At 67.4% G+C, this 26432-nt stretch carries 29 protein-coding genes; 17 read left to right on the top strand and 12 right to left on the bottom strand.

Annotated features, from left to right (window positions below):
• Positions 1–110: 110 nt before the first annotated feature.
• The 11 genes from WKW79_RS05070 to WKW79_RS05120 all read left to right on the top strand — a co-directional run bounded on the left by WKW79_RS05070 (position 111) and on the right by WKW79_RS05120 (position 8897).
• Positions 111–1217, top strand: a complete 1107-nt coding sequence (locus WKW79_RS05070) for an S-(hydroxymethyl)glutathione dehydrogenase/class III alcohol dehydrogenase (protein ID WP_340334025.1) — start codon at positions 111–113, stop codon at positions 1215–1217.
• Between the two features lie 24 nt (positions 1218–1241).
• Positions 1242–2150 carry an alpha/beta fold hydrolase gene (locus WKW79_RS05075; protein WP_340334026.1) on the top strand — a complete coding sequence of 303 codons (909 nt, stop codon included), beginning with the start codon at positions 1242–1244 and terminating at the stop codon, positions 2148–2150.
• A complete protein-coding gene (gene fghA, locus WKW79_RS05080) occupies positions 2147–3010 on the top strand; it encodes an S-formylglutathione hydrolase (protein ID WP_340334027.1) in 864 nt (287 codons plus the stop codon). The genes WKW79_RS05075 and fghA overlap by 4 nt, the downstream gene beginning before the upstream one ends.
• A 1-nt stretch (position 3011) precedes the next feature.
• Positions 3012–3485 (top strand): GNAT family N-acetyltransferase, encoded by a 474-nt coding sequence (locus WKW79_RS05085; protein WP_340334028.1) that lies wholly within the window; start codon positions 3012–3014, stop codon positions 3483–3485.
• Positions 3486–3516: 31 nt separating this feature from the next.
• Complete coding sequence (locus WKW79_RS05090) at positions 3517–3987, top strand: TfoX/Sxy family protein (protein ID WP_340334029.1); 471 nt, start codon at positions 3517–3519, stop codon at positions 3985–3987.
• Complete coding sequence (locus WKW79_RS05095; protein WP_340334030.1) at positions 3984–4616, top strand: 3'-5' exonuclease; 633 nt, start codon at positions 3984–3986, stop codon at positions 4614–4616. The genes WKW79_RS05090 and WKW79_RS05095 overlap by 4 nt, the downstream gene beginning before the upstream one ends.
• A 19-nt stretch (positions 4617–4635) precedes the next feature.
• Entirely contained in the window at positions 4636–5067 is a 432-nt protein-coding gene (locus tag WKW79_RS05100; protein ID WP_340334615.1) for a YeeE/YedE family protein, read from the top strand.
• A 2-nt stretch (positions 5068–5069) separates the two neighbouring features.
• Positions 5070–5510 (top strand): DUF6691 family protein, encoded by a 441-nt coding sequence (locus WKW79_RS05105; protein WP_340334031.1) that lies wholly within the window; start codon positions 5070–5072, stop codon positions 5508–5510.
• Positions 5511–5687: 177 nt separating this feature from the next.
• Positions 5688–6665: a tripartite tricarboxylate transporter substrate binding protein gene (locus tag WKW79_RS05110; RefSeq protein ID WP_340334032.1), complete on the top strand. Its 978-nt coding sequence runs from the start codon at positions 5688–5690 to the stop codon at positions 6663–6665.
• A 133-nt stretch (positions 6666–6798) separates the two neighbouring features.
• Positions 6799–8232, top strand: coding sequence for a decarboxylating NADP(+)-dependent phosphogluconate dehydrogenase (gene gnd / locus WKW79_RS05115; protein ID WP_340334033.1), 1434 nt, complete (start codon positions 6799–6801; stop codon positions 8230–8232).
• Between the two features lie 110 nt (positions 8233–8342).
• Positions 8343–8897 carry a GNAT family N-acetyltransferase gene (locus WKW79_RS05120; RefSeq protein WP_340334034.1) on the top strand — a complete coding sequence of 185 codons (555 nt, stop codon included), beginning with the start codon at positions 8343–8345 and terminating at the stop codon, positions 8895–8897.
• 1 nt (position 8898) lies between these two features.
• On the opposite strand, the gene WKW79_RS05125 is transcribed toward WKW79_RS05120, so the two are convergent.
• The 3 genes from WKW79_RS05125 to WKW79_RS05135 all read right to left on the bottom strand — a co-directional run bounded on the left by WKW79_RS05125 (position 8899) and on the right by WKW79_RS05135 (position 10384).
• On the bottom strand, positions 8899–9300 hold the full coding sequence (locus WKW79_RS05125; RefSeq protein WP_340334035.1) for a PIN domain-containing protein: 402 nt from the start codon (positions 9298–9300) through the stop codon (positions 8899–8901).
• A complete protein-coding gene (locus WKW79_RS05130; RefSeq protein ID WP_340334036.1) occupies positions 9300–9521 on the bottom strand; it encodes an AbrB/MazE/SpoVT family DNA-binding domain-containing protein in 222 nt (73 codons plus the stop codon). The genes WKW79_RS05125 and WKW79_RS05130 overlap by 1 nt, the downstream gene beginning before the upstream one ends.
• A gap of 134 nt (positions 9522–9655) precedes the next feature.
• The gene (locus WKW79_RS05135) at positions 9656–10384 is read right to left on the bottom strand and encodes an alpha/beta fold hydrolase (RefSeq protein WP_340334037.1); all 729 of its coding nucleotides are present in this window, start codon (positions 10382–10384) and stop codon (positions 9656–9658) included.
• A gap of 127 nt (positions 10385–10511) precedes the next feature.
• Here WKW79_RS05135 and WKW79_RS05140 point away from each other — a divergent pair, with 127 nt between their 5' ends.
• The 6 genes from WKW79_RS05140 (at position 10512) to WKW79_RS05165 (ending at position 18773) form a co-directional block, all read left to right on the top strand.
• Positions 10512–11270: a class II aldolase/adducin family protein gene (locus WKW79_RS05140; protein ID WP_340334038.1), complete on the top strand. Its 759-nt coding sequence runs from the start codon at positions 10512–10514 to the stop codon at positions 11268–11270.
• Entirely contained in the window at positions 11216–11509 is a 294-nt protein-coding gene (locus WKW79_RS05145) for a 4-oxalocrotonate tautomerase (protein WP_340334039.1), read from the top strand. Before WKW79_RS05140 ends, WKW79_RS05145 begins: the two co-directional genes overlap by 55 nt.
• Positions 11510–11651: 142 nt before the next feature.
• Entirely contained in the window at positions 11652–14852 is a 3201-nt protein-coding gene (locus tag WKW79_RS05150; RefSeq protein ID WP_340334040.1) for an efflux RND transporter permease subunit, read from the top strand.
• Positions 14853–14900: 48 nt separating this feature from the next.
• Positions 14901–16109, top strand: coding sequence for an efflux RND transporter periplasmic adaptor subunit (locus WKW79_RS05155; RefSeq protein WP_340334041.1), 1209 nt, complete (start codon positions 14901–14903; stop codon positions 16107–16109).
• Positions 16110–16150: 41 nt separating this feature from the next.
• Positions 16151–17557 (top strand): efflux transporter outer membrane subunit, encoded by a 1407-nt coding sequence (locus tag WKW79_RS05160; protein WP_340334616.1) that lies wholly within the window; start codon positions 16151–16153, stop codon positions 17555–17557.
• A gap of 55 nt (positions 17558–17612) precedes the next feature.
• A complete protein-coding gene (locus WKW79_RS05165) occupies positions 17613–18773 on the top strand; it encodes an acyltransferase family protein (RefSeq protein ID WP_340334042.1) in 1161 nt (386 codons plus the stop codon).
• Here WKW79_RS05165 and WKW79_RS05170 read toward each other — a convergent pair.
• The 9 genes from WKW79_RS05170 to WKW79_RS05210 form a co-directional block, all read right to left on the bottom strand.
• Entirely contained in the window at positions 18770–19354 is a 585-nt protein-coding gene (locus WKW79_RS05170) for a hypothetical protein (RefSeq protein ID WP_340334043.1), read from the bottom strand. The genes WKW79_RS05165 and WKW79_RS05170 overlap by 4 nt on opposite strands.
• A complete protein-coding gene (locus WKW79_RS05175) occupies positions 19351–20424 on the bottom strand; it encodes a beta-ketoacyl synthase N-terminal-like domain-containing protein (protein WP_340334044.1) in 1074 nt (357 codons plus the stop codon). The genes WKW79_RS05170 and WKW79_RS05175 overlap by 4 nt, the downstream gene beginning before the upstream one ends.
• Before the next feature lie 67 nt (positions 20425–20491).
• Positions 20492–20767, bottom strand: coding sequence for a phosphopantetheine-binding protein (locus WKW79_RS05180; RefSeq protein WP_340334045.1), 276 nt, complete (start codon positions 20765–20767; stop codon positions 20492–20494).
• Positions 20764–21927 (bottom strand): ABC transporter permease, encoded by a 1164-nt coding sequence (locus WKW79_RS05185; protein ID WP_340334046.1) that lies wholly within the window; start codon positions 21925–21927, stop codon positions 20764–20766. The genes WKW79_RS05180 and WKW79_RS05185 overlap by 4 nt, the downstream gene beginning before the upstream one ends.
• A 6-nt stretch (positions 21928–21933) precedes the next feature.
• Positions 21934–22845, bottom strand: a complete 912-nt coding sequence (locus tag WKW79_RS05190; protein ID WP_340334047.1) for an ABC transporter ATP-binding protein — start codon at positions 22843–22845, stop codon at positions 21934–21936.
• Between the two features lie 4 nt (positions 22846–22849).
• A complete protein-coding gene (gene darH, locus WKW79_RS05195; protein WP_340334048.1) occupies positions 22850–23830 on the bottom strand; it encodes a BtrH-related acyltransferase DarH in 981 nt (326 codons plus the stop codon).
• Positions 23827–24222, bottom strand: a complete 396-nt coding sequence (locus WKW79_RS05200) for a DarG family dialkylresorcinol biosynthesis protein (protein ID WP_340334049.1) — start codon at positions 24220–24222, stop codon at positions 23827–23829. Before WKW79_RS05200 ends, darH begins: the two co-directional genes overlap by 4 nt.
• Before the next feature lie 2 nt (positions 24223–24224).
• Entirely contained in the window at positions 24225–25361 is a 1137-nt protein-coding gene (locus WKW79_RS05205) for a beta-ketoacyl-ACP synthase III (protein WP_340334050.1), read from the bottom strand.
• On the bottom strand, positions 25351–26331 hold the full coding sequence (locus tag WKW79_RS05210) for a dialkylrecorsinol condensing enzyme (protein ID WP_340334051.1): 981 nt from the start codon (positions 26329–26331) through the stop codon (positions 25351–25353). Before WKW79_RS05210 ends, WKW79_RS05205 begins: the two co-directional genes overlap by 11 nt.
• Positions 26332–26432: the final 101 nt, after the last annotated feature.

The following is a 26432-nucleotide window of genomic DNA, read 5'->3' on the forward strand; positions in this document are numbered from 1 at the left end:
CCAAGTCAGAGCCAAGCGGGGGCTCCTTTTTCGCCCGCGCGTCGTCATGCCGACAGGAACTCCCCTCTATAGTCGGCGCTGTCATCCACCGCCCAACCGCCCCATCACCCATGAAAACCAAAGCCGCCGTCGCCTGGAAATCCGCCGCCCCGCTGACCATCGAAACCGTCGACCTGGAGGGGCCGAAGTTCGGCGAAGTGCTGGTCGAGATCAAGGCCACGGGCATCTGCCACACCGACTACTACACCCTTTCCGGCGCCGACCCGGAAGGCATCTTCCCGGCCATCCTGGGCCATGAGGGCGCGGGCATCGTCGTCGACGTCGGTCCCGGCGTGACCACGCTGAAGAAGGGCGACCACGTCATCCCGCTCTACACGCCGGAATGCCGCCAGTGCAAGTTCTGCCTGAGCCGCAAGACCAACCTGTGCCAGCTGATCCGCGGCACGCAGGGCAAGGGCCTGATGCCCGATGCCACCAGCCGCTTCAGCCTCGACGGCAAGCCCATCTTCCATTACATGGGCACCTCCACCTTCAGCAACTACACGGTCGCGCCGGAAATCTCGATGGCCAAGATCCGCGAGGACGCGCCCTTCGACAAGGTCTGCTACATCGGCTGCGGCGTGACCACCGGCATCGGCGCGGTGATCTTCACGGCCAAGGTGGAAGCCGGCGCCAATGTGGTGGTGTTCGGCCTGGGCGGCATCGGGCTCAACGTGATCCAGGGCGCGAAGATGGTGGGCGCCGACAAGATCATCGGCATCGACCTGAACCCCGAACGCGAAGCGATGGCACGCAAGTTCGGCATGACGCACTTCATCAATCCGAAGAACGTGCCGAACGTGGTCGACGCGATCGTGCAACTGACCGACGGCGGCGCCGACTACAGCTTTGAATGCATCGGCAACACGCAGGTGATGCGCCAGGCGCTGGAATGCACGCACAAGGGCTGGGGCCGCAGCATCATCATCGGCGTGGCCGAGGCGGGCGCGGAGATCAGCACGCGGCCGTTCCAGCTCGTCACCGGCCGCAAGTGGGAAGGCTCGGCCTTCGGCGGCGCACGTGGGCGCACCGACGTGCCGAAGATCGTCGACTGGTACATGGAAAACAAGATCAACATCGACGACTTGATCACGCACACGATGCCGCTGGAGGACATCAACAAGGGCTTCGACCTGATGAAGCGCGGCGAGTCGATCCGGGGCGTGGTGATCTACTGACTCGCGCCCTGCGAGGATCGTTGGATGGAAACACTGGGACCGTTGAAGCACATCGAGGCCGGCGTGCTCGACATCGCCTACGTGGAGGCCGGCCCAGCCGACGGCAGGCCGGTGTTCCTCATGCACGGCTTTCCGTACGACATCCACGCGTACATCGATGTGGCGCCGATGCTGGCGGCGGCCAATTGCAGGGTCATCGTGCCGTACTTGCGCGGCTATGGCGGCACGCGCTTCCTCGATACCGCGACGCCGCGCTCCGGCGAGCAGGCCGCGCTCGGCGCCGACCTGCTCGCGTTGATGGATGCGCTGCAGATCCCTCGCGCCGTGTTGGCCGGCTACGACTGGGGCGGCCGCGCGGCCTGCGTGGTCGCGGCGCTGTGGCCGGAGCGCTGCACGGGACTGGTCTCGTACAACAACTACAACATCCAGGACATCGCGCGCGGCATGGAACCGGACACGGCGGTGAACGAGCACCGCCTCTGGTACCAGTACTACTTCCATTGCGAACGCGGCCGGGCCGGCCTGGCCAAGGACCGGCGCGGCATCACCAGGCTGCTGTGGAAGCTCTGGTCGCCGACCTGGCACTTCGACAACGCCACCTTCGAGCGCAGCGCCGCGGCCTTCGACAACCCGGATTTCGTCGACGTGGTGATCCAGTCCTACCGTCATCGCTTCGGCCTGGCGCCGGGCGATCCGGCCTATGCCGAGATCGAACGCCGGCTTGCCGCGCAACCCGCCATCACCGTGCCGACCATCACCTTCGACGGCGCCGACGACGGTGTGCGCGATCCGTCGGATGCCTCGGTGCATGCCGCCCGCTTCACCGGCCCGCGCTCGCACCACATCGTGCCGGGCGTCGGCCACAACATGCCGCAGGAAGCACCGCGCGTCTTCGCCGATGCCGTCCTGGAACTCGCCGCCCTTCACACATGACCTCTCCCTTCAAGCTCATCTCCGAACACCGCTGCTTCGGCGGCATGCAGCGTTTCCTGGAACACGAATCGCGTGAGATCGGCCTGCCGATGCGCTTTTCGATCTACCTCCCGCCGCAGGCCGCGATCGGCAAGGTGCCGGCGCTCCTGTACCTGGCGGGCCTGACCTGTAACGAGGAAACCTTCATGGTCAAGGCGGGCGCCCAGCGCATGGCGGCCGACCTCGGCATCGCGCTGATCGCGCCCGACACCAGCCCGCGCGGCGCCAACGTGCCGGGCGAGGCCGACAGCTGGGACTTCGGCGTGGGCGCCGGCTTTTATCTCGACGCCACCGAAGCCCCCTGGGCGAAGCACTGGCGGATCGAGAGCTGGCTCATCAAGGAGTTGCTGTCGCTGCTCGGCGCCCACCTGCCGCTCGACATGCAGCGGCTCGGCATCTTCGGCCACTCGATGGGAGGCCATGGCGCGCTGACGCTGGCCTTGCGGCATCCGGGCCTGTTCAAGTCGCTGTCGGCCTTCGCCCCCATCTGCGCACCCACCCAATGCCCTTGGGGCGAGAAGGCATTCACCGGCTACCTGGGCGCCGACAGCACGCGTTGGATCGAGCATGACGCGACCGTGCTGATGCAGCACCAGCCCGTCGCACCCTACCCCGGCGGCATCCTCATCGACCAGGGCCTGGCCGACAAATTCCTGCCGGAGCAGTTGCATCCGCACTTGCTGGAAGGGGCCTGCGCCGCCATCGGCCAGCCGCTCATGCTGCGCCGGCATGAAGGCTACGACCATGGCTACTACTTCATCCAGAGCTTCATGGCCGACCACCTGGCGCATCATGCGCGGGCACTGCACACGCCGGCATGACATGACACCGGCGCCCACCTGCCAGATCCGCGACAGCCGCTTCACGCACGAGGAAGCCGTCGCCGTGGCCGGCATCTGGCGCCGCGCGTGGTCCGCGGCGCGCCACGATGCGATGGTGGTGGAGCCGATCGGCCACTGGCTCGGGCGCGTCAAGGCGGAATTCGAACCACCGAGCGAACTTCTGCTGGTCGAACGCGAGAAGCAGGTGCTGGGATTCATGGTGCTGCACACGGCACACCGCTATGTCGCGCAGTTGTATGTGGATCGGCACGTGCAAGGCCAAGGGCTCGGGCGCATGTTGCTCGACGAAGCCAGCCGCCGCATGCCGGAAGGTTGGAAGCTGCACGTGGCCCTGGACAACGTCAAGGCACAGCATTTCTACGCGCATTGCGGCTTGACGCCCGGCGCGATCGACCGGCACCCCGGCACCGGCGTGCCGCGGGTTGCCTACCATTGCGTTCCGGGCGAGCGATGACGCGCCCATTCACCGCAGCAAGGATCCGTGCATGAGCGAGTTTGTTTCCAGCCTGCATGAAGTCTTCGAGCGCTTCGGCCGCATCGAGGCGCGGCGCATGTTTGGCGGCCACGGTGTCTTTCACGAGGGCCGGATGATCGGCCTGGTGATCGCCGACACGCTCTACCTCAAGTCCGATGCCGACAACGTCGCGCACTTCGACAGGCTGCACCTGCCGCACTTCGAATACCTCCGGGCCGGCAAGATGATGCAGACGTCCTACCGGCAGGCGCCGGCCGACGTGTTCGAGGACCGCGAGGAAGCGGCGGCCTGGGGCCGCCTCGCCTGGGAGGCAGCGTTGCGGTCGGGCCATGTGCCCAAGGCCAGGAGCGCCCGGAAGCCGAAAGCGGCGACGACCACCAAGGCTGCGAAGATCGCGACCACAAAGACCACAAAAAAGGCCCCAAAGCGCACGAAGACCACGACGGCCGCCAAGATGCCTCGCAAGGCCGCCGTCCGATGAGCCTCGCACCGCCGCCCCCGCTGCCCACCCGCGAGGAAATTGCGCTGCTCGAAGAGTTCCCCGCGCTCGACATGCCCGACATCGAACTGGTCGCCACCGCGGAACACGCGGCCCGCGCACTTGCCGCGCTGGGCCGCTTCGACGTGGTCGGCTTCGACACCGAATCCAAGCCCACCTTCCAGAAGAACGAGGCGTCGACCGGTCCGCACACCTTGCAACTGGCCACGCTCGACCATGCCTGGGTGTTCCAGTTGCACGATCCCGATTGCCGCGCCGCCGCCGCGAGCCTGCTGGCATCGAGCGCGCTGACCAAGGTCGGCTTCGGCCTCTCCAGTGACCGCACGCAGATCCGCGCGAAGCTCGGCGTGGAGCCGCAGGCGGTGATCGACCTGGACACGGTGTTCCGGCGGCGCGGCTACAAGAACTCGGTCGGCGTGAAGACCGCGGTGGCGCTGGTGTTCAGTCAGCGCTTCACCAAGTCGCGCAAGCAGAGCACCTCGAACTGGTCCACCCGCCACCTGAGCGAAGGGCAGCTCCGCTATGCGGCAAACGATGCCTGGGCGGCGATGCGGGTGTACGAGGCGCTGGGGCTGAGGCCGGCGCCGTCCGCCTCGGCGGTACAAGGCTGACGCGATGTCATACCTCCGCATTGCCATCGATTGGGCCGCGTTCACGCCGTGGCATGCCCTGGCCGGGGGCGCATTGATCGGGCTGGCCGCCGGCATGTTCGCCTTGTTCAATGGCCGCATCGCCGGGATCAGCGGGATCATGGGCGGGCTGTTCCGTCCCGCGCGCGGCGAGATCGGCTGGCGGCTGGCCTTCCTGCTCGGGCTGGTCGTCGCGCCGCTCGTCTTCACGTTCTTCGGCGCAGCGACGCCGGTGCAGGTCGACATGGGCTTCGTCGGCGTGGCCGTGGCGGGCGTGCTCGTGGGCATCGGCACGCGCTATGGGTCGGGCTGCACCAGCGGGCACGGCGTGTGTGGCGTGTCGCGCCTGTCGCCGCGCTCGATGGTCGCGACGCTGGCTTTCACGGCGGCCGGCTTTGTCACCGTGTTCGTACTGCGGCACCTTTGGGGCTGAACATGCAGGCATTGGCTTCGTTCATCGCGGGCCTGGTGTTGGGCATCGGACTGCTGGTGTCTGGCATGGCCAATCCGGCGAAGGTGCTGGGCTTCCTCGACCTGTTCGGACGCTGGGATCCGTCGCTGCTGCTGGTGATGGGTGGCGCGATCGCGGTTGCTTCGCTCGGCTTCCTGGCGGCGCGGCGGCGCGGCCGGTCCGTGCTGGGCGCCGACATGAAGCTACCCGCCGCCGGGCACATCGACCGACGGCTGGTCGTCGGCAGCCTGGTCTTCGGCGTGGGCTGGGGCATTGCCGGTTTCTGCCCCGGTCCCGGCCTGGTGGCGCTGGGCCTGGGCGAGCCCAAGGCGCTGGTCTTCGTGCTGGCGATGGGGCTGGGGATGGCCGGCTTCGAAGTGCTGGAATGGTTGCGCCGCCGGAACATCGAAACGACGGCGACATAACGGCTCTGCCCTCCCGCCCCGCGCCAAGCTGAGCCGCGCCTGACCGGCATCGCGTTTATCCGCTGGCCCATGCGGTTTTTCACTCATATCCTCGCGAACGTCATCGTGGAATGCATCGAAAACTTTGCATTGGCATCAGCATGGCAATCCAACTAAAACTCACTCAGGAGGCAATACATGACCCATCTCAAGAAACTCGGTGCGCTGCTGGCAGGGCTGCTGCTGGCCGTGGGCGCCGTGAACGCGCAAGGCACCGGCAAACCCGTCAACCTGATGGTGCCGTATCCGGCGGGCGGACCGTCGGATTCCGCGGCCCGCATCGTGAGCGTGCCGCTCGGCAACGCGCTCAAGGAGCAGGTCATCGTGGAGAACCTGGGCGGGGCCAGCGGCTCGATCGCGGCGCAGAAGGTGCTGTCTGCGCCGGCCGACGGGCGCTACATCTTCCAGGGCAGCCCCAACGAGGTGATCCTCGCGTCGCTGGCCAATGCGGCCATCAAGCTCAAGGCCGAGGAATTCCGGCTGGTGCACCCCATGACCGACGCCACGATGGTGTTCGTCGCGCGCAAGGACCTGCCAGCCAACAGCGTCGACGAACTGATCGCGCTGGCGCGCAAGTCGGCCGACAAGCCGCTCAATTACGGCAGCGTGGGCATCGGCTCGCTCTATCACTTCATCCTCGAGGACGTGCAACAGCGCACCGGCGTCAAGCTGAGCCATGTGCCGTACAAGGGCAATGCGCCCCTGCTGCAGGACCTGGGCGGCGGGCAAGTGGATTTCGCGGTGCTGGTCTACAGCTCGGCCATGGGCGCACTGGCTGGACAGGGCCGTCTCAAGATCATCGGCCAGCTCGGCGCCACGCGTTCGCCTTTCCTGAAGAACGTGCCCACGGCCTCGGAAGGCAAGGAGCTCCCCAAGCTGGAATACACGATCTGGAGCGGCTTCTTCGTGCCCAAGGCCACGCCGGACGCCGTCGTCGACCGCCTGCATGCGGCCATCCAGACCACGCTGAAGGACGAGTCCGTCCGTTCGCAGATGGCAGTGCAGATGCAGACGGTTTCGGCACCTGTTTCGGTCGCGCAAGCCGCGAAGTTCTTCGAGGCGGAAACCGCCCGCTATCGCGCGATCGCCAAGGCGATCAACCTGCAGCCGCAATAAGGCGAAGGCGGGCCGCTGCCGGATCGAACGGCGGCGCGCGCTCGACCCCGGTGAGGCACGGCGGCGCAAGGCCCGGCAAAATGCTCGGCTCTACGCAAACCAACGGGCACCTGCCCAACTCACTAGGGACAACATGAGCAGCAGCACTGACAAGAAGAGCGACTTCGGCCTGATCGGCCTGGCCGTGATGGGCCAGAACCTTGTGTTGAACGTGGAAAGCCGCGGCTTCCAGGTCAGCGTCTACAACCGCACCGCCACCATCACCGATGAGTTCGTGGCGAAGCATCCGGGCAAGAAGCTGGTCGGCTGCGACACGCTCGAGTCCTTCGTGCAGAGCCTGGCCCGGCCGCGCAAGATCCAGATCATGGTCAAGGCCGGCGCGCCGGTCGACCAGGTGATCGAGCAACTCATTCCGTTGCTGGAACAGGACGACATCGTCATCGACGGCGGCAACAGCCTCTACACCGATACCGAGCGCCGCGACGCGTACATGACCAGCAAGGGCCTGCGCTTCATCGGCGCGGGCGTGTCCGGCGGCGAGGAAGGTGCGCGCAAGGGCCCGGCCATCATGCCGGGCGGCCCCGCCTCCACCTGGGAAGTGATGAAGCCGATCTTCGAGAGCATCGCGGCCAAGGTGGACGGCCAGCCCTGCGTGATCCACATCGGCCCCGGCGGCGCGGGCCACTACGTGAAGATGATCCACAACGGCATCGAGTACGGCGACATGCAGTTGATCTGCGAGGCTTACAGCCTGTTCAAGGCGGCCGGCTTCACGAACGCGGAGATGGCCGCAATCTTCAACGAGTGGAACGAAGGCGAGCTGCAAAGCTACCTGATCCAGATCACCGGCAAGGCGCTGGAGCAGATCGACGCGGAAACCGGCAAGCCCCTGGTCGAGCTGATCCTGGACAAGGCGGGCCAGAAGGGCACGGGCCAGTGGACGCTGCTCAATGCGGCGGAGAACGCGGTCGTCATCAGCACCATCAACGCCGCCGTAGAGGCGCGCGTGCTGTCGTCGCAGAAGAAGCAGCGCGTGGCGGCCAGCACGCAACTGCAAGGCCCGAAGCCGGCGCTCGACAAGGTCAAGGCGGAACTCGTCGCCAAGGTGCACGACGCGCTCTACGCTTCCAAGGTCATCAGCTACACGCAGGGCTTCGACCTCATCAAGACCATGGGAGAGAAGAAGAACTGGGGGCTGGACTACGGCGGCATCGCGTCGATCTGGCGTGGCGGCTGCATCATCCGCGCGCGCTTCCTGAACCGCATCACCGAGGCCTGGCGCAGCGACCCGCAACTGGCCAACCTGATGCTCGCGCCCTTCTTCAAGGACCTGCTGAACCGCACGCAGCAGAACTGGCGCGAGGTGGTGGCGCTGGCTGTCACCAACGGCATTCCGGTGCCGGCCTTCAGCGCATCGCTGGGCTACTACGACAGCTACCGCTCGGCGCGGCTGTCGGCCAACCTGTTGCAGGCGCAGCGGGACTTCTTCGGTGCGCATACCTACGAACGCACTGACAAGCCTGAAGGCCAGTGGTTCCATACCGACTGGCCCGAGGTCATCGGCTGACCTGAATGCCCCGGGCGGCCTCGCTTCAAATAGGCCGCCCACCTCTCGCCGGGTCCTCCGACTGCGGCACGGCGAATCCGGTCCCTCGGTGTTTCTGGCATGGAGGCAGCATGGACTATCCTGGTCACCTCTCGGAAGACTTCCAATTGGCCGACGGCACGCAGTGCCGCATCCGGCCGATCCGCGCCAACGACCTGGCGCTGCACACCGACTTCGTCCACCACTTGTCGCCGGCCACCGGCTTCGCGCGGCTGCTGTCGCCGCGCATCCCGGAAGAGCCCGAGTTGCGCCGCATGACCGACGTCGACTATGAACACGAACTCGCGCTGATCGCGCTGGCGCAAGAAGCCGACGGCAAGGTGCATGAAGTCGGCGTCGCGCGCTACGTGCGCGGCGACACGCCCGAGACCTTCGACACCGCCGAGTTCGCCATCGTGATCGCCGACGCCTGGCAGCACCGCGGCCTGGCCGAGAAACTCATGCGCCGCCTCATTGCCGCAGCAGAGCAAGCCGGCGTCAAGCGACTGGCCGACATCACCCTCTACGACAACCGCGGCATGCTGGCGCTGGCGCGCAAGTTGGGGTTCAAGGCGCAGCGCGATCCGGGCGATCCGAATGTGACCAGGCTACGGCTGGATCTGAGGGGTGATTCCGGACGCGCGTAGCTTATGAACCTGGCTGCTGCGCCCCGTTGACCTTGGCTGCACGCTTGTCGAAGGTCCACAGCGGCAGTTCTCCCGCCTGTGCTGCCAGCGCAATGTGCAGGCAGTCCGCAAAGTCGGCGGAGCCACCGCGGTACAACTGCAAGGCTGCCTCCAGCGCGCGCTCGGACTCGAAGGTCAGCTCCGCGGCCGAGAACAGGCTCGACAAGGCCTCCATCACTTCATCTTTCGCGTACTCGAAGCTGGAACGCAACACCCACTCCAATTCGAGCGCGACCGTCACCGGCACGAAGAGTGTCCGCCCTTCCCTGACGCACTTGCGAATGAGCTTCCTCGCCGCCGCCAGTTGCGCCTCGTCGTCCTGCACGAGGTATCGGATCAGGACATTGGTGTCGAGTGCCGGCATCAGCGCCAGGGGTTCATGTCTTCGATGCTGACACGCTTGCCCTTCGGGGCCTTCAGCATGCCGGCCATGTCGAGAATGGACTTGGTCTTGGCCCGGACAATGATGGTGCCATCGGGCATCACCGACCAGACCAGGCGCGTTCCAGCCGTGGCATGGACGAGCGCCCGGACGTCGGCAGGGACGGTTGTCTGACCCTTGGCGGTAATGGTGGACTCAGTCATTGATGTTATCCTTACTTTTTATCTAATTGTAAGGAATACTGGCAAGCCCGGCAACGAGCAGGGCTTGCCAATTCTCAGGGTGCCCAGGGGCCGCACCGGCGAGTCCGGCTGCAACTGGACTTGCCCGCCAGCCCCTAATCCCGCCCCGCCTCCAGGATCGCCTGCGCCAGCCGCTTCGGATTCGAGAAGAACATCTCGTGGCTGCCCGGGCATTCCACCAGCCTGAACAGTCCCAGCCGCTCGGACAGCCGCGGATGCCACGGCATGCTGTGCGGCAGCGCGATGTCCTGCTGGCAATTGACGTAGGACTTGCCGAGCGCCAGCGCGGCCAGCGGTTGGCTCAGCTTGATCTTGTCGGTGAAGGTGGCGTAGGGATGCGGGTTCAGCTTCGCATAGGCGGCCTGCGCGGTCACCATGTCGGCGTCGTTGATGAAGGCGTCGCGCCAGATCTCGAAGGGCAGGTTGACCGCGTTGTTGCCGGCGCCGGCGATGGCGTCGAACATCGCGACGTAGTGCGGCGGCACCATGTCGTTGAGCGACTCGCCGTCGAGCGGCACGAAGGCGTTGATGTAGACCAGCCGCTTCAGCCGCGCCGCGATGCGGTCGGCCACGCCGGAGATCACCATGCCGCCGTAGCTGTGGCCGGCGAGCCGGACGTTACTCAGGTTCTTCTCCTCGATGAAGGCGACGATCGAATCGATCGCCTGCGCCAGGCCGGTGGTCGCGCGGTCGTCGCCGGGCCGGTTGCCGGCGACGGTCGGACACAGCACGGTGTGGCCGGCCTCGCGCATGACTTCGGCGACGGCTTCGATCTCGGCGCCGGTGTGCCAGGCGCCGTGGACAAGAACATAGGTGTCAGGCATGCATGTCTCCGTTGTGGTTTTGAGCGGGGGAAATCGTACGGGAATCGACCCGAATGCGCTCGGCGCGCGCGTGCCGCGGCGCGGCGCTAAAGTGGCGCTCCCTTCGCCATGTGACCGCCTGCCTCGCATGAACCCCGACAGCCGCCAACGCCCGGCCCGCACCGAGCAGCAAGTCCGAACCGACCTCGCCGCCGCCTACCGCATGGCCGCGCAGAACGGCTGGGACGACACCGTCTACACGCACCTCTCCGCCAGCGTGCCCGGCGAGCCCGGCCACTACCTGCTGAACCCCTTCGGCGCCACCTTCGACGAGATCACCGCATCGAGCCTGGTCAAGGTCAACGTGCGCGGCGAGGTGGTCGACGGCTCGGGCGCGCGCGTCAATCCGAGCGGCTTCGCAATCCACGGCGCGGTGCATGCGGCGCGGCCCGAGGTCGAATGCGTGATCCACCTGCACACGCCCTGGGGCGTGGCCCTGTCGATGCTGCCTGGCGGACTGCAGCCGACCTCCCAGTACGCGATGCGCCTGTACAACCGGCTCGGCCGCCACGCCTACGAAGGCTTGGCGCTCGGCGCGGACGAGCAGAAGCGGCTGGTCGCCGACCTCGGCGCGCTCGACGGCCTGATCCTGGAGAACCACGGCACGCTGCTCGTGGGGCGCACCGTCGCCGAGGCCTGGATGCTGATGCACCTGCTGGAGCGCGCCGCCAAGGCGCAGTTGCGCGCGATGGCAGCGACGGGCTGCGCGGTCCATGTCGTCAGCGACACGTTGGCCGCGCGCACCTACGCCGAATGGGTGGGGGACGGCAGCGAGTGGGACGGCGATGTCGAATGGCCGGCTCTGCTGCGTCGGCTGGACCGCAGCGACCCGGGGTATCGCGATTGATCGGACACTCACACCCACACATCCACAGGAGAAAAAACATGCCCACCATCCGCGTCGAACTCTTCGAAGGCCGCACCGTCGAGCAGAAGCGCGCCCTTGCCGCGGCCCTGACCGAAGCCACCGTCCGCACGCTCGGCGGGTCGCCCGGCTCGGTCGACATCCTCTTCTACGACATCGCCAAGCACGACTGGGCCACCGGCGGCACGCTCTGGAGCGACCCGCCGCCACCGGGCGGCTGAAGCTGATCACGCAATCGCGTGACCCGCGACTCATTCGGGGTGGATTTATTTCGGGAACGTAAAGCTGACGGCGGGCACAAAGAGTGCTGCATGCCGTCCGTATGATGGCGCCCGTCATCGAATGACGTAACAATTGGTTTCCATGGTCCAACTCGCCCTGCGCCGCCCCTACACCTTCATCGTGATGGCGATGCTGATCGTGCTGGCCACGCCCTTCGTGCTGCTGCGCATGGCCACGGACATCTTTCCGGAAATCAACATTCCGGTGATCAGCATCATCTGGAACTACGGCGGCCTGCCGGCGCAGGAAATGGGCCAGCGCATTTCCGGCCAGAGCGAGCGCGGGCTGACCACCACGGTGAGCGACATCGAGCACATCGAGTCGCAGTCGTTGGCGGGCATCTCGGTCATCAAGGTCTTCTTCCAGCCGACCGCCAACATCGAGACCGCGATCGCCCAGGTGGTGGCATCGATGCAGACCCAAGTGCGCCAGCTGCCGCCCGGCATCACGCCGCCGCTCGTCATCAAGTACTCGGCCTCCAGCATTCCGGTGATCCAGCTGGCGCTGTCCAGCCCGACGCGTGCCGAGAACTCCCTCTTCGACGCGGCCATCAACCAGTTGCGGCCACAGCTCATCACCATTCCCGGCGCAGCCGTGCCCTTCCCGTACGGCGGCAAGAACCGGGTGATCTCGGTCGACCTCGACACCAAGGCGCTCCAGGCGCGAGGGCTGTCACCGGCCGACGTGGTGAATGCGGTCAACACGCAGAACCTGATCCTGCCCTCGGGCACCGTGAAGCTGGGCGGCACCGAATACAACGTGCGCATGAACGGCTCGCCCGACGAGATCGTCGGGCTCAACGACCTGCCGGTGCGCACCGTCAATGGCGCCACCACCTACCTGCGCGACGTGGCCCAGGTGCGAGACGGCTTCTCGCCACAGACCAACATCGTGCGGCAGGACGGCGTGCGCGGCGTGCTGCTGTCGGTGTTGAAAAACGGCGGCGCCTCCACGCTGGACATCGTCGCCAACCTGCGCGCACTGCTGCCGGCGGCGGCGCAGAGCATGCCGCAGGACATCAAGATCACGCCGCTGTTCGACCAGTCGCTCTTCGTCAAGGCGGCCGTGCAAGGCGTGGTGGCCGAGGCCGCGCTGGCGGCGGCACTGACCGCCGCGATGGTGCTGCTGTTCCTCGGCAACTGGCGCAGCACGCTGATCATCGCGCTGACGATTCCGCTGTCGATCCTGGCCTCGATCCTGGTGCTTTACGCGCTCGGCGAGACGCTCAACCTCATGACGCTGGGCGGGCTCGCGCTCTCGGTGGGCATATTGGTCGACCAGGCGATCGTCACCATCGAGAACATCGAGCGGCACCTGCACATGGGCACGCCGCTGAAGGAGGCGATCGAGACCGGCGCGGGCGAGATCGGTGCGGCGGCCTTCGTGTCGACACTGTGCATCTGCATCGTGTTCGTGCCGATGTTCTTCCTGACCGGCGTGGCGCGCTTCCTGTTCGTGCCGCTGGCGGAAGCCGTGGTATTCGCGATGCTCGCCTCCTACATCCTGTCGCGCACGCTGGTGCCGACGCTGGTGATGCTGCTGATGGGTGGCGTGCATGAGGCCAACGCCAACGCTGCGAAGCCCAGCCTGCTGCAGCGCATGTACCGCAGCTTCGACAGGCAGTTCGAGCGCGTGCGGCGCGCCTACACGCTGGTGCTGTCGACCGTGCTGTCCCGGCGCGGCCCGTTCATCGCGCTGTTCCTCGGCTTCTGCGTGCTCTCCTGCGGGCTGTTCGGCGTGCTGGGTCGCGACTTCTTCCCGAGCGTGGACGGCGGCCAGATCCGCCTGCACATCCGCGCGCCCACCGGCACGCGCATCGAGGAAACCGCGCGCCTGGCCGACGCGGTCGAGCAGGCGATCCGCGAACTGATCCCGAAGGACCAGTTGGAGACCATCCTCGACAACCTCGGCGTGCCCAACAGCGGCATCAACCTGTCGTACAGCAACGCCGGCACGATCGGCACGCTGGATGGCGAGATCCTGATGTCGCTGAAGGAGGGCCACGAGCCGACCGAGAAATTCGTGACCCTGCTGCGCGCCGAACTGCCCAAGCGCTTCCCCGGCACCGAGTTCTTCTTCCAGCCGGCCGACATCGTCACGCAGATCCTGAACTTCGGCCTGCCCGCCGCCATCGACGTGCAGTTCAGCGGCAACGACCAGGCCGGCAACAGCGCCCGCGCGGCCGAGCTTGTCAAGCAGATCCGCATGATCCCCGGCGCGGTCGATGCGCACGTGCACCAGCGCCTGGACGCGCCCAGCCTCGCCCTGCAAATGGACCGCACGCGATTGCAGCAGTACGGCCTGACGGCATCCAACGTCGGGCAGAACGTGCTGATCGCGCTGTCGGGCAGTTCGCAGACGGCGCCGGCCTTCTGGCTCAACCCGGCAAACGGCGTGGTCTACAACGTCGCGGTGCAGGCGCCGCAGTACAACATCGATTCGCTGGACGCGCTGCTGAACATTCCCGTCGGCGGTGCCGGGCAAGCGGGCCAGCAGCCGCAACTGCTCGGCAACCTGGTCGACGCACGCGCGGCGCGCATGCCCACGGTGGTGTCGCGCTACAACATCCAGCCGGTCATCGACGTGTACGTCAGCGTGCAGGGCACCGACCTGGCCAACGTGGCCGGACAGGTGAAGAAGCTGGTGGACGAGATGCGGCCGAAGCTCTCGCGCGGCAACCAGGTCACGATCCGCGGACAGGTGCAGACGATGCAGGATTCCTTCATCGGCCTGGGCGTGGGCCTGGCGATGGCGATCGTGCTGGTGTACCTGCTGATCGTGGTGACCTTCCAGTCCTGGATCGACGCGGCCATCATCATCACCGCGCTGCCGGCGGCGCTGGCCGGCATTGCATGGATGCTGTTCATCACCGGCACCACGCTGAGCGTGCCGGCACTGACTGGCGCGATCATGACCATGGGCGTGGCCACGGCCAACTCGATCCTGCTGGTGGCCTTTGCGCGCGAGCGGCTCGCGGCCGCCGTGCCGCCGCTGTCGGCTGCGCTGGAAGCCGGCGCGACGCGCATCCGGCCGGTGCTGATGACGGCGCTGGCCATGATCATCGGCATGATCCCGATGGCGCTGGGCCTCGGCGAAGGCGCGGAGCAGAATGCCCCGCTGGGGCGCGCCGTGATCGGCGGCCTGCTGTTCGCGACCGTCTCCACCCTCTTCTTCGTGCCGGCGGTATTCGCCGGCGTGCACAGCCGGCTTGCGCATCGCAAGGCGGCCCGCGAACAAACCCATCCGATGCCGCCCGCCAACGTGGCGCCCCAGGAGAACTGACGTCATGAAGCCCACGCCTTTCCACAGCGACCAGACAGGGGCCCGGTCATGAGCGAGGAACGCCACGCCGGCCTGTCCATCCACGGCGGCGAAACCGACGACCACCACGAACTGCTGCGGCGCCGCCAGATCGTGCGGCGTACGCGCTGGCTGGTGCTCATCGTGCTGGTGCTGCTGGGCATCGGCGCCACGCGCACGGTGCTCGTGCGCATGTCCAATGCGAAGGAACTGCAGGCCGGCACCGCCGAGCGCGCCACGCAATACGTCAAGACCGCCCTGCCGACCAAGCCCACCGCGGGCCAGACGCTGGCGCTGCCCGGCACCCTGCAGGGCTTCGTGCAGTCGCCGATCAATGCGCGCGCCAGCGGCTACCTCAAGCGCTGGACCAAGGACATCGGTGCGCGTGTGCAGCAAGGCGAGCTGCTGGCCGAGATCGAGACGCCGGAAGTCGACCAGCAACTCTCGCAAGCCGTCGCCGCGCGCGAGCAGGCCGCCGCCGGCCTGTCGCTAGCGAAGAGCACCGTCACACGCTGGGAAGCGCTGCGCCAGAAGGACGTGGTCTCGCAACAGGACCTCGACGAGCGCCGCGCCGCGGTCGCCTCCGCGGTGGCCAACCTGGCCGCGGCCGATGCCAACGTGCAGCGCCTGAAGCAGACCGAGGGCTTCAAGCGCGTGCTGGCCCCGTTCGCCGGGGTCATCACGCGGCGTAATGTCGACGTCGGCGACCTGATCGACGCCGGCGCAGGCAACGGCGGCCGGCCGCTGTTCCTGCTCTCGCAGACCGATCCGCTGCGCGTCTACATCAACGTCCCGCAAGCCTACGCCCAGCTCATCAAGGCCGGGCAACCGGTGGTCGTGACGCAGGCCGAACTGCGCGGCCAGACCTTCAAGGGCGAGGTCGCACGCTCGTCGGGCGCCATCGATGCCGCCACGCGCATGATGCAGGTCGAGGTCTCGCTGCCCAATCGCGAAGGCATCCTGCTGCCGGGCGCCTATGTGCAGGTGTCGCTGCCGCTCGCGCCGAGCCAGTCGCTCACCGTGCCGGCGAACGCCTTGCTGTTCCGCGCCGAGGGCACACGCGTCGCGCTTGTCGATGCCAACAACACGGTGCGCCTGCGCACGGTGACCCTGGGCCGGAACTACGGGGAGACCGTGGAACTGATCGACGGCCTCGCGCCGACCGATCGCATCGTGCTCAACCCGTCCGACTCGCTGGCCGAAGGCGACGTCGTGGCGCTGGCCAAGGAAAGCCCGTGAAGGCCTTGCGCCGCGCTGCCGTCTCATTCGGCGTGGCCGCGATGCTCGCCGGCTGCGCCGTCGGCCCCGACTACCGCCCGCCCACCACGCCAGACCTGCCGGTGACCTGGCAGGTCGAGCATCCATGGCGCCAGGCCGAGCCCGGCGACGCGATGGACAAGGGCCGCTGGTGGGAGCGCTACAAGGACCCGCAGCTCGACGCCCTGCAGCAGAAGGCGCTGGCCGACAACCCGACGGTGGCCATCGCCGTCGCCCGGCTGACGCAGGCGCGAGCGACGCTGGACGCCAGCAGTGCCGCGCGCTATCCACAGGTCGGCATTGGCGCACGCACGCAGCGCTTCAAGATCTCCGGGAACCGGCCGCTGACGAACTACAACTCGCCCAATTTCGAGACGGTGCAGAACGACTTCGCGCTGTCCCTCACGGCCAGCTACGAGATCGACTTTGCGGGCCGTGTGCGGCGGCTGGTCGAAGGCTCCACCGCCGCCGCCGAACAGTCGGCCGCGGACCTGGCCAATGCGCGCCTCCTGCTCTCCGCGGACCTGGCCACCAACTATTTCAACCTGCGCTCCACCGACATCGAACTCGACGTGGTGACCCGCAGCATCGCACTGCAGCGCCGCGCGCTCGAGTTTGTGACGGCACGGCATGAACTGGGCGCCGTGTCGGGACTGGACGTCGCGCAGCAGCAGGCGTTGCTGGAGAACACGCTGACCCAGGTCGACCTGCTGAAGAAGCAGCGCGCGCAGTACGAGCATGCGCTGGCCACGCTCACCGGCACGCCGGCGCCGGCCTTCTCCGTGGCGCCCGACCTCCGGCCCGTGACGCCGCCGGCGATTCCGCTGGGCCTGCCCTCGGAAGTGCTGCAACGCCGGCCCGACGTGGCCTCGGCGGAGCGCGCGATGGCGGCGGCCAATGCGCAGATCGGCATCGCCACCGCAGCCTTCTATCCGAGCGTCACGCTGGCGCCGACGGTCGGCGTCGACAGCCGCATGATCGAGACGCTGTTCGACGCGCCCAGCCTGCTGTGGTCAGTGGGTGTCTCGGCCACGCAGCCGCTGTTCGACGGCGGCCGACTGAAGGCCAACGTGAATTTCGCGCAGGGTGGCTACGAGGCCACGGTGGCCAACTACCGGCGCGTCGTGCTGACCGCGATGCAGGAAGTCGAGGACGGCATCAGCGGCCTCGCCGCGCTTGACAACGCGGGCCGGCAGGCGCTGTCGGCCGTGGCCGCGTCGCGGCGCGTGCTCGAGATGTCCACCACACGCTACGAGGGCGGCGCCTCGACCTACCTCGACGTCATCACCGCACAGCAGGCCGTGCTCAACACCGAACGGCAAGCGGCCCAGGTCCTGGGGCAACGGCTGGTCACTTCGGTGTTCCTGGTGAAGGCTTTGGGTGGCGATTGGTGCAGTACGTCACGGGACGCGGCGCCGGGCTGCGGATAGGCGGCGGCACAATGTCAACTCGACACAGGCACACCCTTCGCGGTGCTTTTCCCCATTGAACACTGAACACAAATTCGTCTGGCTGGACTTCGTTCGCGGACTGTCCGCGATTGCGGTTTGCGCCGGCCATTTGCGGGCCGCAACCATCGTCGACTACGCCGAACTCGGGCGCGGGAACCTGCTGCAACAGGCCTTCTATGTCGCCACCGGACTCGGCCATCAGTCGGTGATGGTGTTCTTCGTGCTGAGTGGCTTCTTCGTCGGTGGCTCCGTGCTGCGCAGCGGGGAGAATTTCAACGGGGGCCGGTATGCGCTGGCCCGGTTGTCGCGCCTGTGGGTGGTGTTACTGCCCGCCCTGCTGCTCACCGCCGTGGTCGGCCAGGTGCTTGCCAGCATGGCGCCGGAGGTGCTGAGCGGCGGCTACAAGCCGATCTGGAACTCGGGCCCCGTGGATGCCACCGAATACTCGAGCAGCTGGCGCACCCTGCTCGGCAACCTCCTGTTCCTGCAGACCATCCTGACGCCAGTGTTCGGCATCAACGGGCCGTTGTGGAGCCTCGCTAACGAGTTCTGGTACTACGTGCTGTTCCCGCTGTGCTCGATCGCCATCGGCTGGTCGGTGCGGCGCGAGGCCGCCACCATCGTGCCGCGCGTGCTGACGGGCGCGCTGGCCATCGCGATCCTGTACTGGCTGCCGAAGGACATCCGCGACGCCTACTCGATCTGGCTGATGGGCCTGGTCGTCTACTTCAGCCGTGGCCGGCTGTCGCCCACCGTGCGCCGCATCGTGATGGTGGTGGGCCTGGTGGCCTTTGCCGCGTCACTGGGCTACAGCAAGTCGGACACCTTGCAGGAACGCCTCGGCTGGCCCTCGGACCCGATCATCGGCCTGTGCTTCTGCGTCCTGTGCGTGGCCCTGGCCAACCTGCCGATGCCGAAAAACATGAATTCGATGTTCGTGAAGCTGAGCCACGGCATGTCGACCTTTTCGTACTCGCTGTACCTGTCGCACTTTCCGTTGGTCGCGCTGATCGGCGCCCTGGGCTACGGCACGACGCGGCTGCGCCCCGACGTGTTCGGCCTCCTGCAGTTCACCGGATGGCTGGCGCTGCTGCTGGCGGTGGGCGGCGTGTTCTGGTGGCTGTTCGAGCGCAAGACCGATGAGGTGCGGCGCTTCGTTGCGGGCCTGCCGAAGCGCTATCTTCGCGCCAGTTAAGTCGGTTGCGGTAGCCAGCGCCACCACTCGCCACGTAGCGCATCGCCGTCCTGCTCGATCCAGCCCAGCAACAAGCCATCCGGCCCCGCGCCACTGGAAGCCACGCGCATCAGCAAGGACACATCGCGGCACACCATGAAGCTGGCGTCGCCCTGCCAGCCCAGCCCCTTGGCCAGTGCGGCGAGCATCAATCCCGACTGGCTCTGCATGAAATCGAAAGGCATCGGCAAGCCGGTGCGCAGTTGCGTCATGCTGTCGCGCGTGGCGGTCTGGGGGCCGCTCAGGCTGGCGACCCGCAGCCGGGCGCCGGGCGGCAAGGCAGACTCGCCGGCGGCGTCCAGGCATTGCCAGGCGCCGTAGAGCGCCAGCTCGGCCCACACGCCGATGCGACGCGGGCGCGCACCGAGCCGCGCGGCCAATGCATCGCGCCAACCGGTCGGCGGCGGGTCGGCCACGACATGGGCGGCGAGGCGCCAACCGGGAACGGATTCACCGGCTTCGCGCATTGCCGGCGCAACGCCTGGCCCCGCGGATTCACCCCGCGCCCCCGAGGTGTCGACGAAATGCGGTGCCGATTTCATGACGGGCAGTCCTCCACCACGAGCGCCGCATGCCCTCCGCCGAATCCAATGGCGCTGAACAGGATGTGCCGCAATCGCGTCGGTGCCTGCGCGGCAAGCGTCACGTCCAGGGTCGGATCGAGCGGGTAGTCCCCGGCGGGCCACGCACCGGCCTCGATGCAGCCGAGCAGCAGCACCAGTTCCGCCGCGCCGGCCGCGCCGAGCGTGTGGCCGATCAGCGGCTTGAGTGCAACCATCGGCGGCAGGCTGGCGAACACGGTCTTCAGTGCCGCGGCCTCGATGGCGTCGTTGGCCGGGCTTCCGGCGGCCTGCGGCTTGATGAGGTCGATGTCCTCGGCGCGCACGCCCGCCCGTTGCATCGCGGCACGCGTCACCGCGACGATGGCCCCGGCGTCGGCGCCGGTTGGCGTGTCGCCAGCCACCACGTTGGCGCCACCCGCCACGCGCCAGCGCGAAGGCGTGCTGCTCAACACCATCGCGGCCACCGCTTCGCCAAGCACCAGTCCATCGCGCCCGGCGCCGAATGGCAAGGCGCGATCGGGCGAGAGCAACTGCATGCCGCCGAAGCCGGCCAGCGTGAGGCGGTTGCTGAACTCGATGCCCAACACCAGCGCATGCGGCACGGCGCCGTCGCGGATCAGGTCGGCGGCTGCCAGCACCGCATTGACCGCCGAGGTGCACGCCGTCGACACGGTGAACACCGGTCCGCGCCAGCCGATCGCCTCGGCCACCAGGTCTGCAAAGACCTGCACGTCACCGGCGAAGCAACCGGCTTGCTCCTCGAAACCCACGTCGAGTGAGGACGAGGCCACGAACAACGGCATCTCCGGCGCCGCCAGGTGGCACGGCAGGCCGCATTGCGCGACCACCCGGCGCACGGTGCGGCGCAATTGCCGCACCCAGTCGCCCTCGGCCGGCGGCAGCGCATGCAGCGGCCAGGTGAATCCGCCCGGGACCGTGGTGGGCGTCGCGGGGACGCCGCCTCGCCGCAACGCGGCCAGGGACTGCGGCAGGTCCAGGCCGAGCGCGCAGGCGAGGCCGGTGCCCGCGAGATAGACCGCGGCGGTCATCGCCTGACCCCCCTCCGTCCGGCGCTCGGCACCGCTCGATGGGCACAGCTTGGCTTCGACATCGCACTCATCGCCGGCTCGCGTTCAGATGTCCTGCCAGGTGCGCAATCGAAGTCAGCGCGCGGCGCGTCTCCTTGCTGTCGGGCATGCGCACGCCATAGCGCTGCTGGATCGCCATGGACACCTGTAATGCGTCGAGCGAGTCGAGGTCGAGCCGGGCGTCGGGGCCGAACAGGGGCTCGTCGTCGGACAGGCCGCCTTCGGGCGCGGACTTTTCCACGGCGTCGAGCACGAGCGCTTTCAGCTCGGCGATCAGGTCAGGCAGCGACAGGCTCTCGTTCATGCGACACGTCTTCGAAACAACAGGGCGGCCAATGCCAGCATGGCCGCGGAAAAAACCAGCAGTCGCACCAGGTCCTGCACCATCGCCGCCAGGCCGCCGCCACGCAGCAGCACCGTCAGCAACGCTTCCAGGCCCCAGTTCATCGGGGACCATTCGGCGACATGTTGCATCGCCGCGGGCATCACGAACTTGGGCACCATGATCCCGCCGATCGCCGCCATCAGCACGTTGGCGACCGGGCCGACCGTCGCGGCCTGGGCATGCGTGCGCACCGCGCAGGCCAGCGCCAGCGACAGGCTCACAGCGGCAAGGCCGATGGCCGCCAGCGCCACCACCAGCGCGCCCCAATGGACGCCCGCCAGCGACAGCGCATCGCCGCCCAGCGCGGGCATGAGCCATATGCCCACGGCCAGCATCAGCGCGGCCTGCAGGGCGTTCACGCCAAGATAGGGCAAGGCCTTGGAGACCAGCAGCATGCCGGTCGGCACACCCAGGCTGCGCAACCGCCCCAGCGTGCCCGACGCGCGCTCCTGGATGAACAGGCTCGACATCGACGCCACCACGAAGAACATGCCGAACACCAACCAGGCCGGCACGCTCTGCTGCACCGCGGTCGGGCGCGGGCCGCTCGGGGCGAAACGCTCGGCCTGCAGCAACGTAGCCATCGATGCGCCGGGCGGCGGCGGCGGGCCGCCGGACACGGTGGCCTCCAGCCGGCCTTTGACCTCGCCGGCCACGCCGACCAGTTCGGCGCGCAGGGCATTGAACAGGTTGCCGTCGATGCCCGGTTCTGCCAGCAGTCTCATGTGCGCCGCAGTCGGCAATGCATCCGCATGCAGTGCGTCCGACAAGCCCGGCTGCAGCACGATCACGTACTTGAGTTGTCCGTTCGTCAACTGCGCCTGCCAGTCGGCCGGCAAGGGCTGCGGCATGCCATGCGTGCGCTTCCAGTCGGCGAGGATCGACTGCGCGGGCATGCCGGTGTCGCGTTGGTCGACTGCATAGTGCAAGGCCGCTAGCTTCGGGTTGTAGTAGTCCTTGAGCGCGAGCGACATCACGACGATGAAGATCACCGGCATCAGGAACAAGGCGGCCAGCCCATGCACGTCACGCCCAAGGGCGATCAGTTCCTTCTTGATGAGCGCGAGCAGCATCGTCATGCGACCTCAGGCATCACGCAGGGAGCGATGGGTGAGCGCCATGAACAACTGCTCGAGGTTGTAGCGACCGAACTCGGCTTGCCGCACGATCACTCCCGATGCATCGAGCGCGGCCAGCACCTGGGCCGGGCTCGCATCGGCGGCCAGGCGCACGCGCCAGTGGTCCGGTCCCTGCTCCACCTCGCCGAAGCGCGCGAGCATCGCGGCATCGACGCCCTCGGCACGCACCGTCAGCACGCGCTCGCCCTCCGACAGCAGGGCTTCCAGCGTGTCGTCGCGCAGCACGCGGCCGTTGTCGAGGATCGCCACGCGATCGGCGATGGCTTCCACTTCTTCCATGTAGTGGGTGGCATAGATCACTGCCGCGCCGTTGGCGGCCAGTGTCTTGATGGCGTCCAGCACGAAGGCGCGCGACTGCGGGTCGACGCCGACGGTCGGCTCGTCGAACAGCAGCAACTCGGGCTCCGCCAGCAAGGCGATCGCCAGGTTGAGCCGCCGCTTCAGTCCGCCCGACAGGCGCTCGGCACGCACCGTCGCAAAGGATTCGAGCTGTGCGAAGTGGATGCAAGCCGCAATGCGCTCCTTCCTGCGCGCACCGTCGAGCCGAGCCGCACCCGCGAAGCATGCGAGGTTCTCCGTCACCGTGAGCATCGGATAGAAGGCGTGGTCCTGCGGCGCCACGGCCATGCGCGTGGGCGTGCGCGCACGCACGGCCTGCAATGGCTCGCCATCCACAAGTACACGCCCGCCCTGCACGGCGAGCGCGCCGGACACATGCGAGATCAAGGTGGTCTTGCCCGCACCGTTGGGCCCCAGCAGCCCGAGCACGCTGCCGCGCCGGGCCGTCAACGACACATCGTCGAGCGCGGCTTGCGCCGCACCGGAGTAGCGGTAGCTCAGGTGTTCGAGCGCGAGCACGGTATTAAGCGACGGCGCGCTTCAGGTCGCGAAAAAAGACTTCTTCCTGGTCGGCTTGGCCGCGCAGCAGGCCAGCCAGCGCGAGCGGGTCGACCGGCTCGCGCCCCTTGACCATGCGCGCCGCCTTGAGCGCGAAGCGTCGCCAGCCGTCGCCGATCTCGGTCATCCGATTGGAGAACTCGATCAGCTGGGGCATCGATGCGATCTGCGCCGCCTCTTCCAGGAAGGCCGCGTAGATGAAGCGGAAGCCTGCGCCGCCAGTACCGATCTCCTCCTGCATGCGGACCATGTGGCCGATGTAGTCGACCGTGTGCGCTTCGCCCGCAGGCAGACTCGCCAGCTTCTTCGCCAGCGTCCGCATGCCCCGCACGCCGATCAGCGGCACCGGCGCCTGCATGGTGCGCACGGTCTTGCGGATGGCCTTGACGATGGCCTGCGGCTCGATGGTCTTGCGCTCGATCTTCTGCGGGTAGTACAGCAACCCCTTCGGCGCCAGCACGCCCTTGGCGAAGCGCGCACGCGCCATGTCCGCAGTGGCACAACGCATCGGCGTCTCGAACACCGGATCGCTGACCAGGTAGTCGTCGCCGTCCTTGCCGTACACCAGCAGGTTGTGCGCGTTGAAGTGGAAGCGCATCTGCGGCGGAAAGTACGGCAGCCAGTAGACCGAAGTCTGCACGCCGACGAGTTGGCCCTCGGCCAGCAGCGCATCGAGGCGCGCCTGTCCGGCTTGCGGACTGCCGAAGGTCTCGAACTGGAAGCGCGCGGCCAGCGGCGCCAGCATGCCCTTGATGATGGACTTCGGCGGCATGCGGTAGGAGATGAGCGGCAGCCCCGACAGCTTGATGAACGGGAAGTACGCGAAGGTCAGCGCCGACGCGAGCCCGAAGGCGAGGCTCTCCGTCATCGGCACGCCATGGTGGCGCAGCATGTTGGAGATGACGCCGCTTTCGCAGTGCGCGGCATGCCGGTGTTCGAACTTCATGGCAGGCGCTTCAAGGCTTCGACCGAAAGACCCAGCGCATCGGCATAGCGCGCCAGTTGCGATGGCGACAGCGCCGCAAAATGAGTGGGTTGCAGATGGCGCCGCACGCGCCATTGCCAGAAGCCGCTGGTCTGCGACAACAGCGCCACGTCCATGCGGCGCTCGTACATCCAGAACTCCAGCGGGGCCGCCGCGCCCGCGAGCACGCGCGCACGCGCATCCTCCGCCTGCGCGACCAGCGCGTCCACTGCATGCGTGGTGACGATCTCCTCCGCCTCCCAGCCACGCGAGCCGACGGTGACCGTATGACCGCTGGCGTCGCGCGCGTACATGAGCTTGCGATGCCCGTTGAGCGTCGCATTGCCCTCTTGCGGGACGGCGTCGATGTCCATCGCTACACGGCTTCCAGGTGGACGAAGCCACTGGAGAAGCGACCGCTCTCCGGCACGAACATCAGCAGCTTGTGGCCCTTGCGCACGCGGCCGGACTTGAACAGCGCATCCAGCATGATGAAGGGCGAGGCAGCGCCGGTGTTGCCCATCTGCCTGAGGTTGCTGAACCAGCGCTCGCACGGGATCGGCAGGTCCACTTCCCGCAGGCACTGCTCGATGGGTTGCGCAAAGAAGTGCGAGGACATGTGCGGCAGGAACCAGTCGATCTCCTCCACCTTGAGGCCACGCCGCGCGATGATGTCGCGCAAGGGTTCCTCGATGGTGGCGCGCACGATGTTCTCGTTGAGCAGGCGCACGTCCTGCTTGATGGAGAAGATGGACTGCGCATGCCATTGTTGGGACGGCGTCTGCATCCAGCCTTGCAGCGCGCCGCCGGCATCGCGGTCGGCGCCGGCGTACATGCACACGGGCAGTTCATTCGCGGCGGAAGACAGTTCGATCCAGTCGACGCGCAGCGACAAGGGCCCGCGCGGTTCGCGTTCCAGCAGCACGGCGCCCGCGCCGTCGGACAGCATCCAGCGCAGGAAGTCCTTCTCGAAGGCGATCTCGGGCCGCTCTTCGAGCAGTTGCACCTTGTGCGCGAGCTCGGCCTCGAAGTTCGCGGCCATGAGCAGCGGCGACACCAGTTCCGAGCCGGTGGCCACGGCGCGCCGCGCATCGCCAGCCCGCACCGACAGCCAGGCATGCTTCAGCGCCGCCGTGCCGGACAGGCAGACGCCCGCGCAGGACACCGCTTCAAGACGCGGCCAGCCCAGTTCGCCATGCACCATCACCGCGTGATTGGGGATGAGCTGGTCGGGCAAGGTGGTGCCGGTGGCCAGGCAATCCACCGGGCCGATGTCCTCGCCCAATGCGCGAACGGCATTGGCGGTGAGCTGGGCGTTGGTCATGGCCACCTTGCCGGTGGCGCGATCGATGGCGTAGTGGCGCGACTGGATGCCGTTGCTGCGCAGGATCAGGCGGCGCGCGCGCGAATCCTTGCCGCCGATGCGGCCAAGGACATCTTCGATTTCGTCGTTGGAGACCGGCGAGAAGGGCAAATAAGCTGCGGAACGCGTCAGGAATACATCAACTGTCATAACGGTGGCATCGGTCTGTGGCCGAGCCCGAGGGCAGCTCAAAGCGGGTCTTGATTTTAGTCAGTTGCCCCCTGAAGAGCGGTCGCAGCAAGGCCTGCAGGCCCAGGCTCACGGGCACAAGTGTGACGATGAGCGCGAACAGGAACAGCACATAGGCCAGCACCAGCGGCCGGCGCTGCACGCTGCCGGGCCGCCCCACCGCCATGATCAGCTTGCCCCAGAGGAAGAAGCTGCGCGTGCCGGCCTTCTCGCTGACGTAGAGCCTGGGTTCGGCCACCACGGCGCCCAGGCCGGCCAGCAACGGTTGCGTGCCTTTTTCGGCGTCGCCATGCAGGCCGTCGCGCAGCGCGAGGCCGAAGCGGCGTGCGCCGGTGATCTGTGCTTGCGTGAGGCCCGCGTCCGGCATGCCCCAGAAGCCGCGCTTGCGGCCGAACAGCAGCCAGGCCGGGGTGGTGATGAAGGTGGCCAGGGTGGGACCGGGGTCGGTCAGCACCACGTTGTCGATCAGCCGCGCGCCGGTTGCGGCCAGCAGCGTCTTGAGCTTCTCGTGCGCCGTGAGCCACATGTTGCGGCAGGCGATCACCGTGACCACCGGCTTGCCCTTCAGCAGGCGCGCCGCCACCGGATGCTGCAGGAAGGCGGTGATGGGCTGCGACGGCGCCAGGAACCAGACCTGCCATGGGAGGATGACCAGGTCGAACGCCTCGTCCCCCGTCAGCGACAGGGGCGCGAGCGGTGGCGGGCGCATGTGCGCCGTCTCTGGGAAGGCGTCGAAAAAGGCCAGGATGGGCCAGGGAAACGGCAGCGGCTGCAAGGGCTGCAGCGTCTCCACGTGCACCTGGATGCCGGGATCCGCCTGCAGAGGCTGGAGGATCTGGTCTGCAACGGCGTCGAGTTGCCCCGTCTGGGAATAACGAATGGCGAGCACACGCTTGGGTGGCGCGGTCGCGCTCAGCGGAAGGGAAGTCACAAGGGCAAGAGGCGGGGAGGACTTCCGAGTGTAGGGGATGTGACATTGTGAAATCTCTGTGGCGTCCACAGGGCGCGACACTGCGGTGCGCTGCTGCCCTC

The sequence above is a fragment of the Variovorax robiniae genome (assembly GCF_037889955.1).
Taxonomy (GTDB): domain Bacteria; phylum Pseudomonadota; class Gammaproteobacteria; order Burkholderiales; family Burkholderiaceae_C; genus Variovorax; species Variovorax robiniae.

Coding starts and splice junctions, on each gene's coding strand:
- WKW79_RS05160 (WP_340334616.1), top strand. CDS start 16,151: ATGCTCGCCGGCTGCGCCGTCGGCCCCGACTACCGCCCGCCCACCACG.
- WKW79_RS05200 (WP_340334049.1), bottom strand. CDS start 24,222: ATGGACATCGACGCCGTCCCGCAAGAGGGCAATGCGACGCTCAACGGG.
- WKW79_RS05095 (WP_340334030.1), top strand. CDS start 3,984: ATGAGCCTCGCACCGCCGCCCCCGCTGCCCACCCGCGAGGAAATTGCG.
- WKW79_RS05140 (WP_340334038.1), top strand. CDS start 10,512: ATGAACCCCGACAGCCGCCAACGCCCGGCCCGCACCGAGCAGCAAGTC.
- WKW79_RS05150 (WP_340334040.1), top strand. CDS start 11,652: ATGGTCCAACTCGCCCTGCGCCGCCCCTACACCTTCATCGTGATGGCG.
- WKW79_RS05125 (WP_340334035.1), bottom strand. CDS start 9,300: ATGCCGGCACTCGACACCAATGTCCTGATCCGATACCTCGTGCAGGAC.
- WKW79_RS05185 (WP_340334046.1), bottom strand. CDS start 21,927: ATGACGATGCTGCTCGCGCTCATCAAGAAGGAACTGATCGCCCTTGGG.
- WKW79_RS05110 (WP_340334032.1), top strand. CDS start 5,688: ATGACCCATCTCAAGAAACTCGGTGCGCTGCTGGCAGGGCTGCTGCTG.
- WKW79_RS05120 (WP_340334034.1), top strand. CDS start 8,343: ATGGACTATCCTGGTCACCTCTCGGAAGACTTCCAATTGGCCGACGGC.
- WKW79_RS05205 (WP_340334050.1), bottom strand. CDS start 25,361: ATGACAGTTGATGTATTCCTGACGCGTTCCGCAGCTTATTTGCCCTTC.
- WKW79_RS05085 (WP_340334028.1), top strand. CDS start 3,012: ATGACACCGGCGCCCACCTGCCAGATCCGCGACAGCCGCTTCACGCAC.
- WKW79_RS05135 (WP_340334037.1), bottom strand. CDS start 10,384: ATGCCTGACACCTATGTTCTTGTCCACGGCGCCTGGCACACCGGCGCC.
- WKW79_RS05070 (WP_340334025.1), top strand. CDS start 111: ATGAAAACCAAAGCCGCCGTCGCCTGGAAATCCGCCGCCCCGCTGACC.
- WKW79_RS05155 (WP_340334041.1), top strand. CDS start 14,901: ATGAGCGAGGAACGCCACGCCGGCCTGTCCATCCACGGCGGCGAAACC.
- fghA (WP_340334027.1), top strand. CDS start 2,147: ATGACCTCTCCCTTCAAGCTCATCTCCGAACACCGCTGCTTCGGCGGC.
- darH (WP_340334048.1), bottom strand. CDS start 23,830: ATGAAGTTCGAACACCGGCATGCCGCGCACTGCGAAAGCGGCGTCATC.
- WKW79_RS05075 (WP_340334026.1), top strand. CDS start 1,242: ATGGAAACACTGGGACCGTTGAAGCACATCGAGGCCGGCGTGCTCGAC.
- WKW79_RS05105 (WP_340334031.1), top strand. CDS start 5,070: ATGCAGGCATTGGCTTCGTTCATCGCGGGCCTGGTGTTGGGCATCGGA.
- gnd (WP_340334033.1), top strand. CDS start 6,799: ATGAGCAGCAGCACTGACAAGAAGAGCGACTTCGGCCTGATCGGCCTG.
- WKW79_RS05090 (WP_340334029.1), top strand. CDS start 3,517: ATGAGCGAGTTTGTTTCCAGCCTGCATGAAGTCTTCGAGCGCTTCGGC.
- WKW79_RS05130 (WP_340334036.1), bottom strand. CDS start 9,521: ATGACTGAGTCCACCATTACCGCCAAGGGTCAGACAACCGTCCCTGCC.
- WKW79_RS05180 (WP_340334045.1), bottom strand. CDS start 20,767: ATGAACGAGAGCCTGTCGCTGCCTGACCTGATCGCCGAGCTGAAAGCG.
- WKW79_RS05170 (WP_340334043.1), bottom strand. CDS start 19,354: ATGAAATCGGCACCGCATTTCGTCGACACCTCGGGGGCGCGGGGTGAA.
- WKW79_RS05175 (WP_340334044.1), bottom strand. CDS start 20,424: ATGACCGCCGCGGTCTATCTCGCGGGCACCGGCCTCGCCTGCGCGCTC.
- WKW79_RS05145 (WP_340334039.1), top strand. CDS start 11,216: ATGGCCGGCTCTGCTGCGTCGGCTGGACCGCAGCGACCCGGGGTATCG.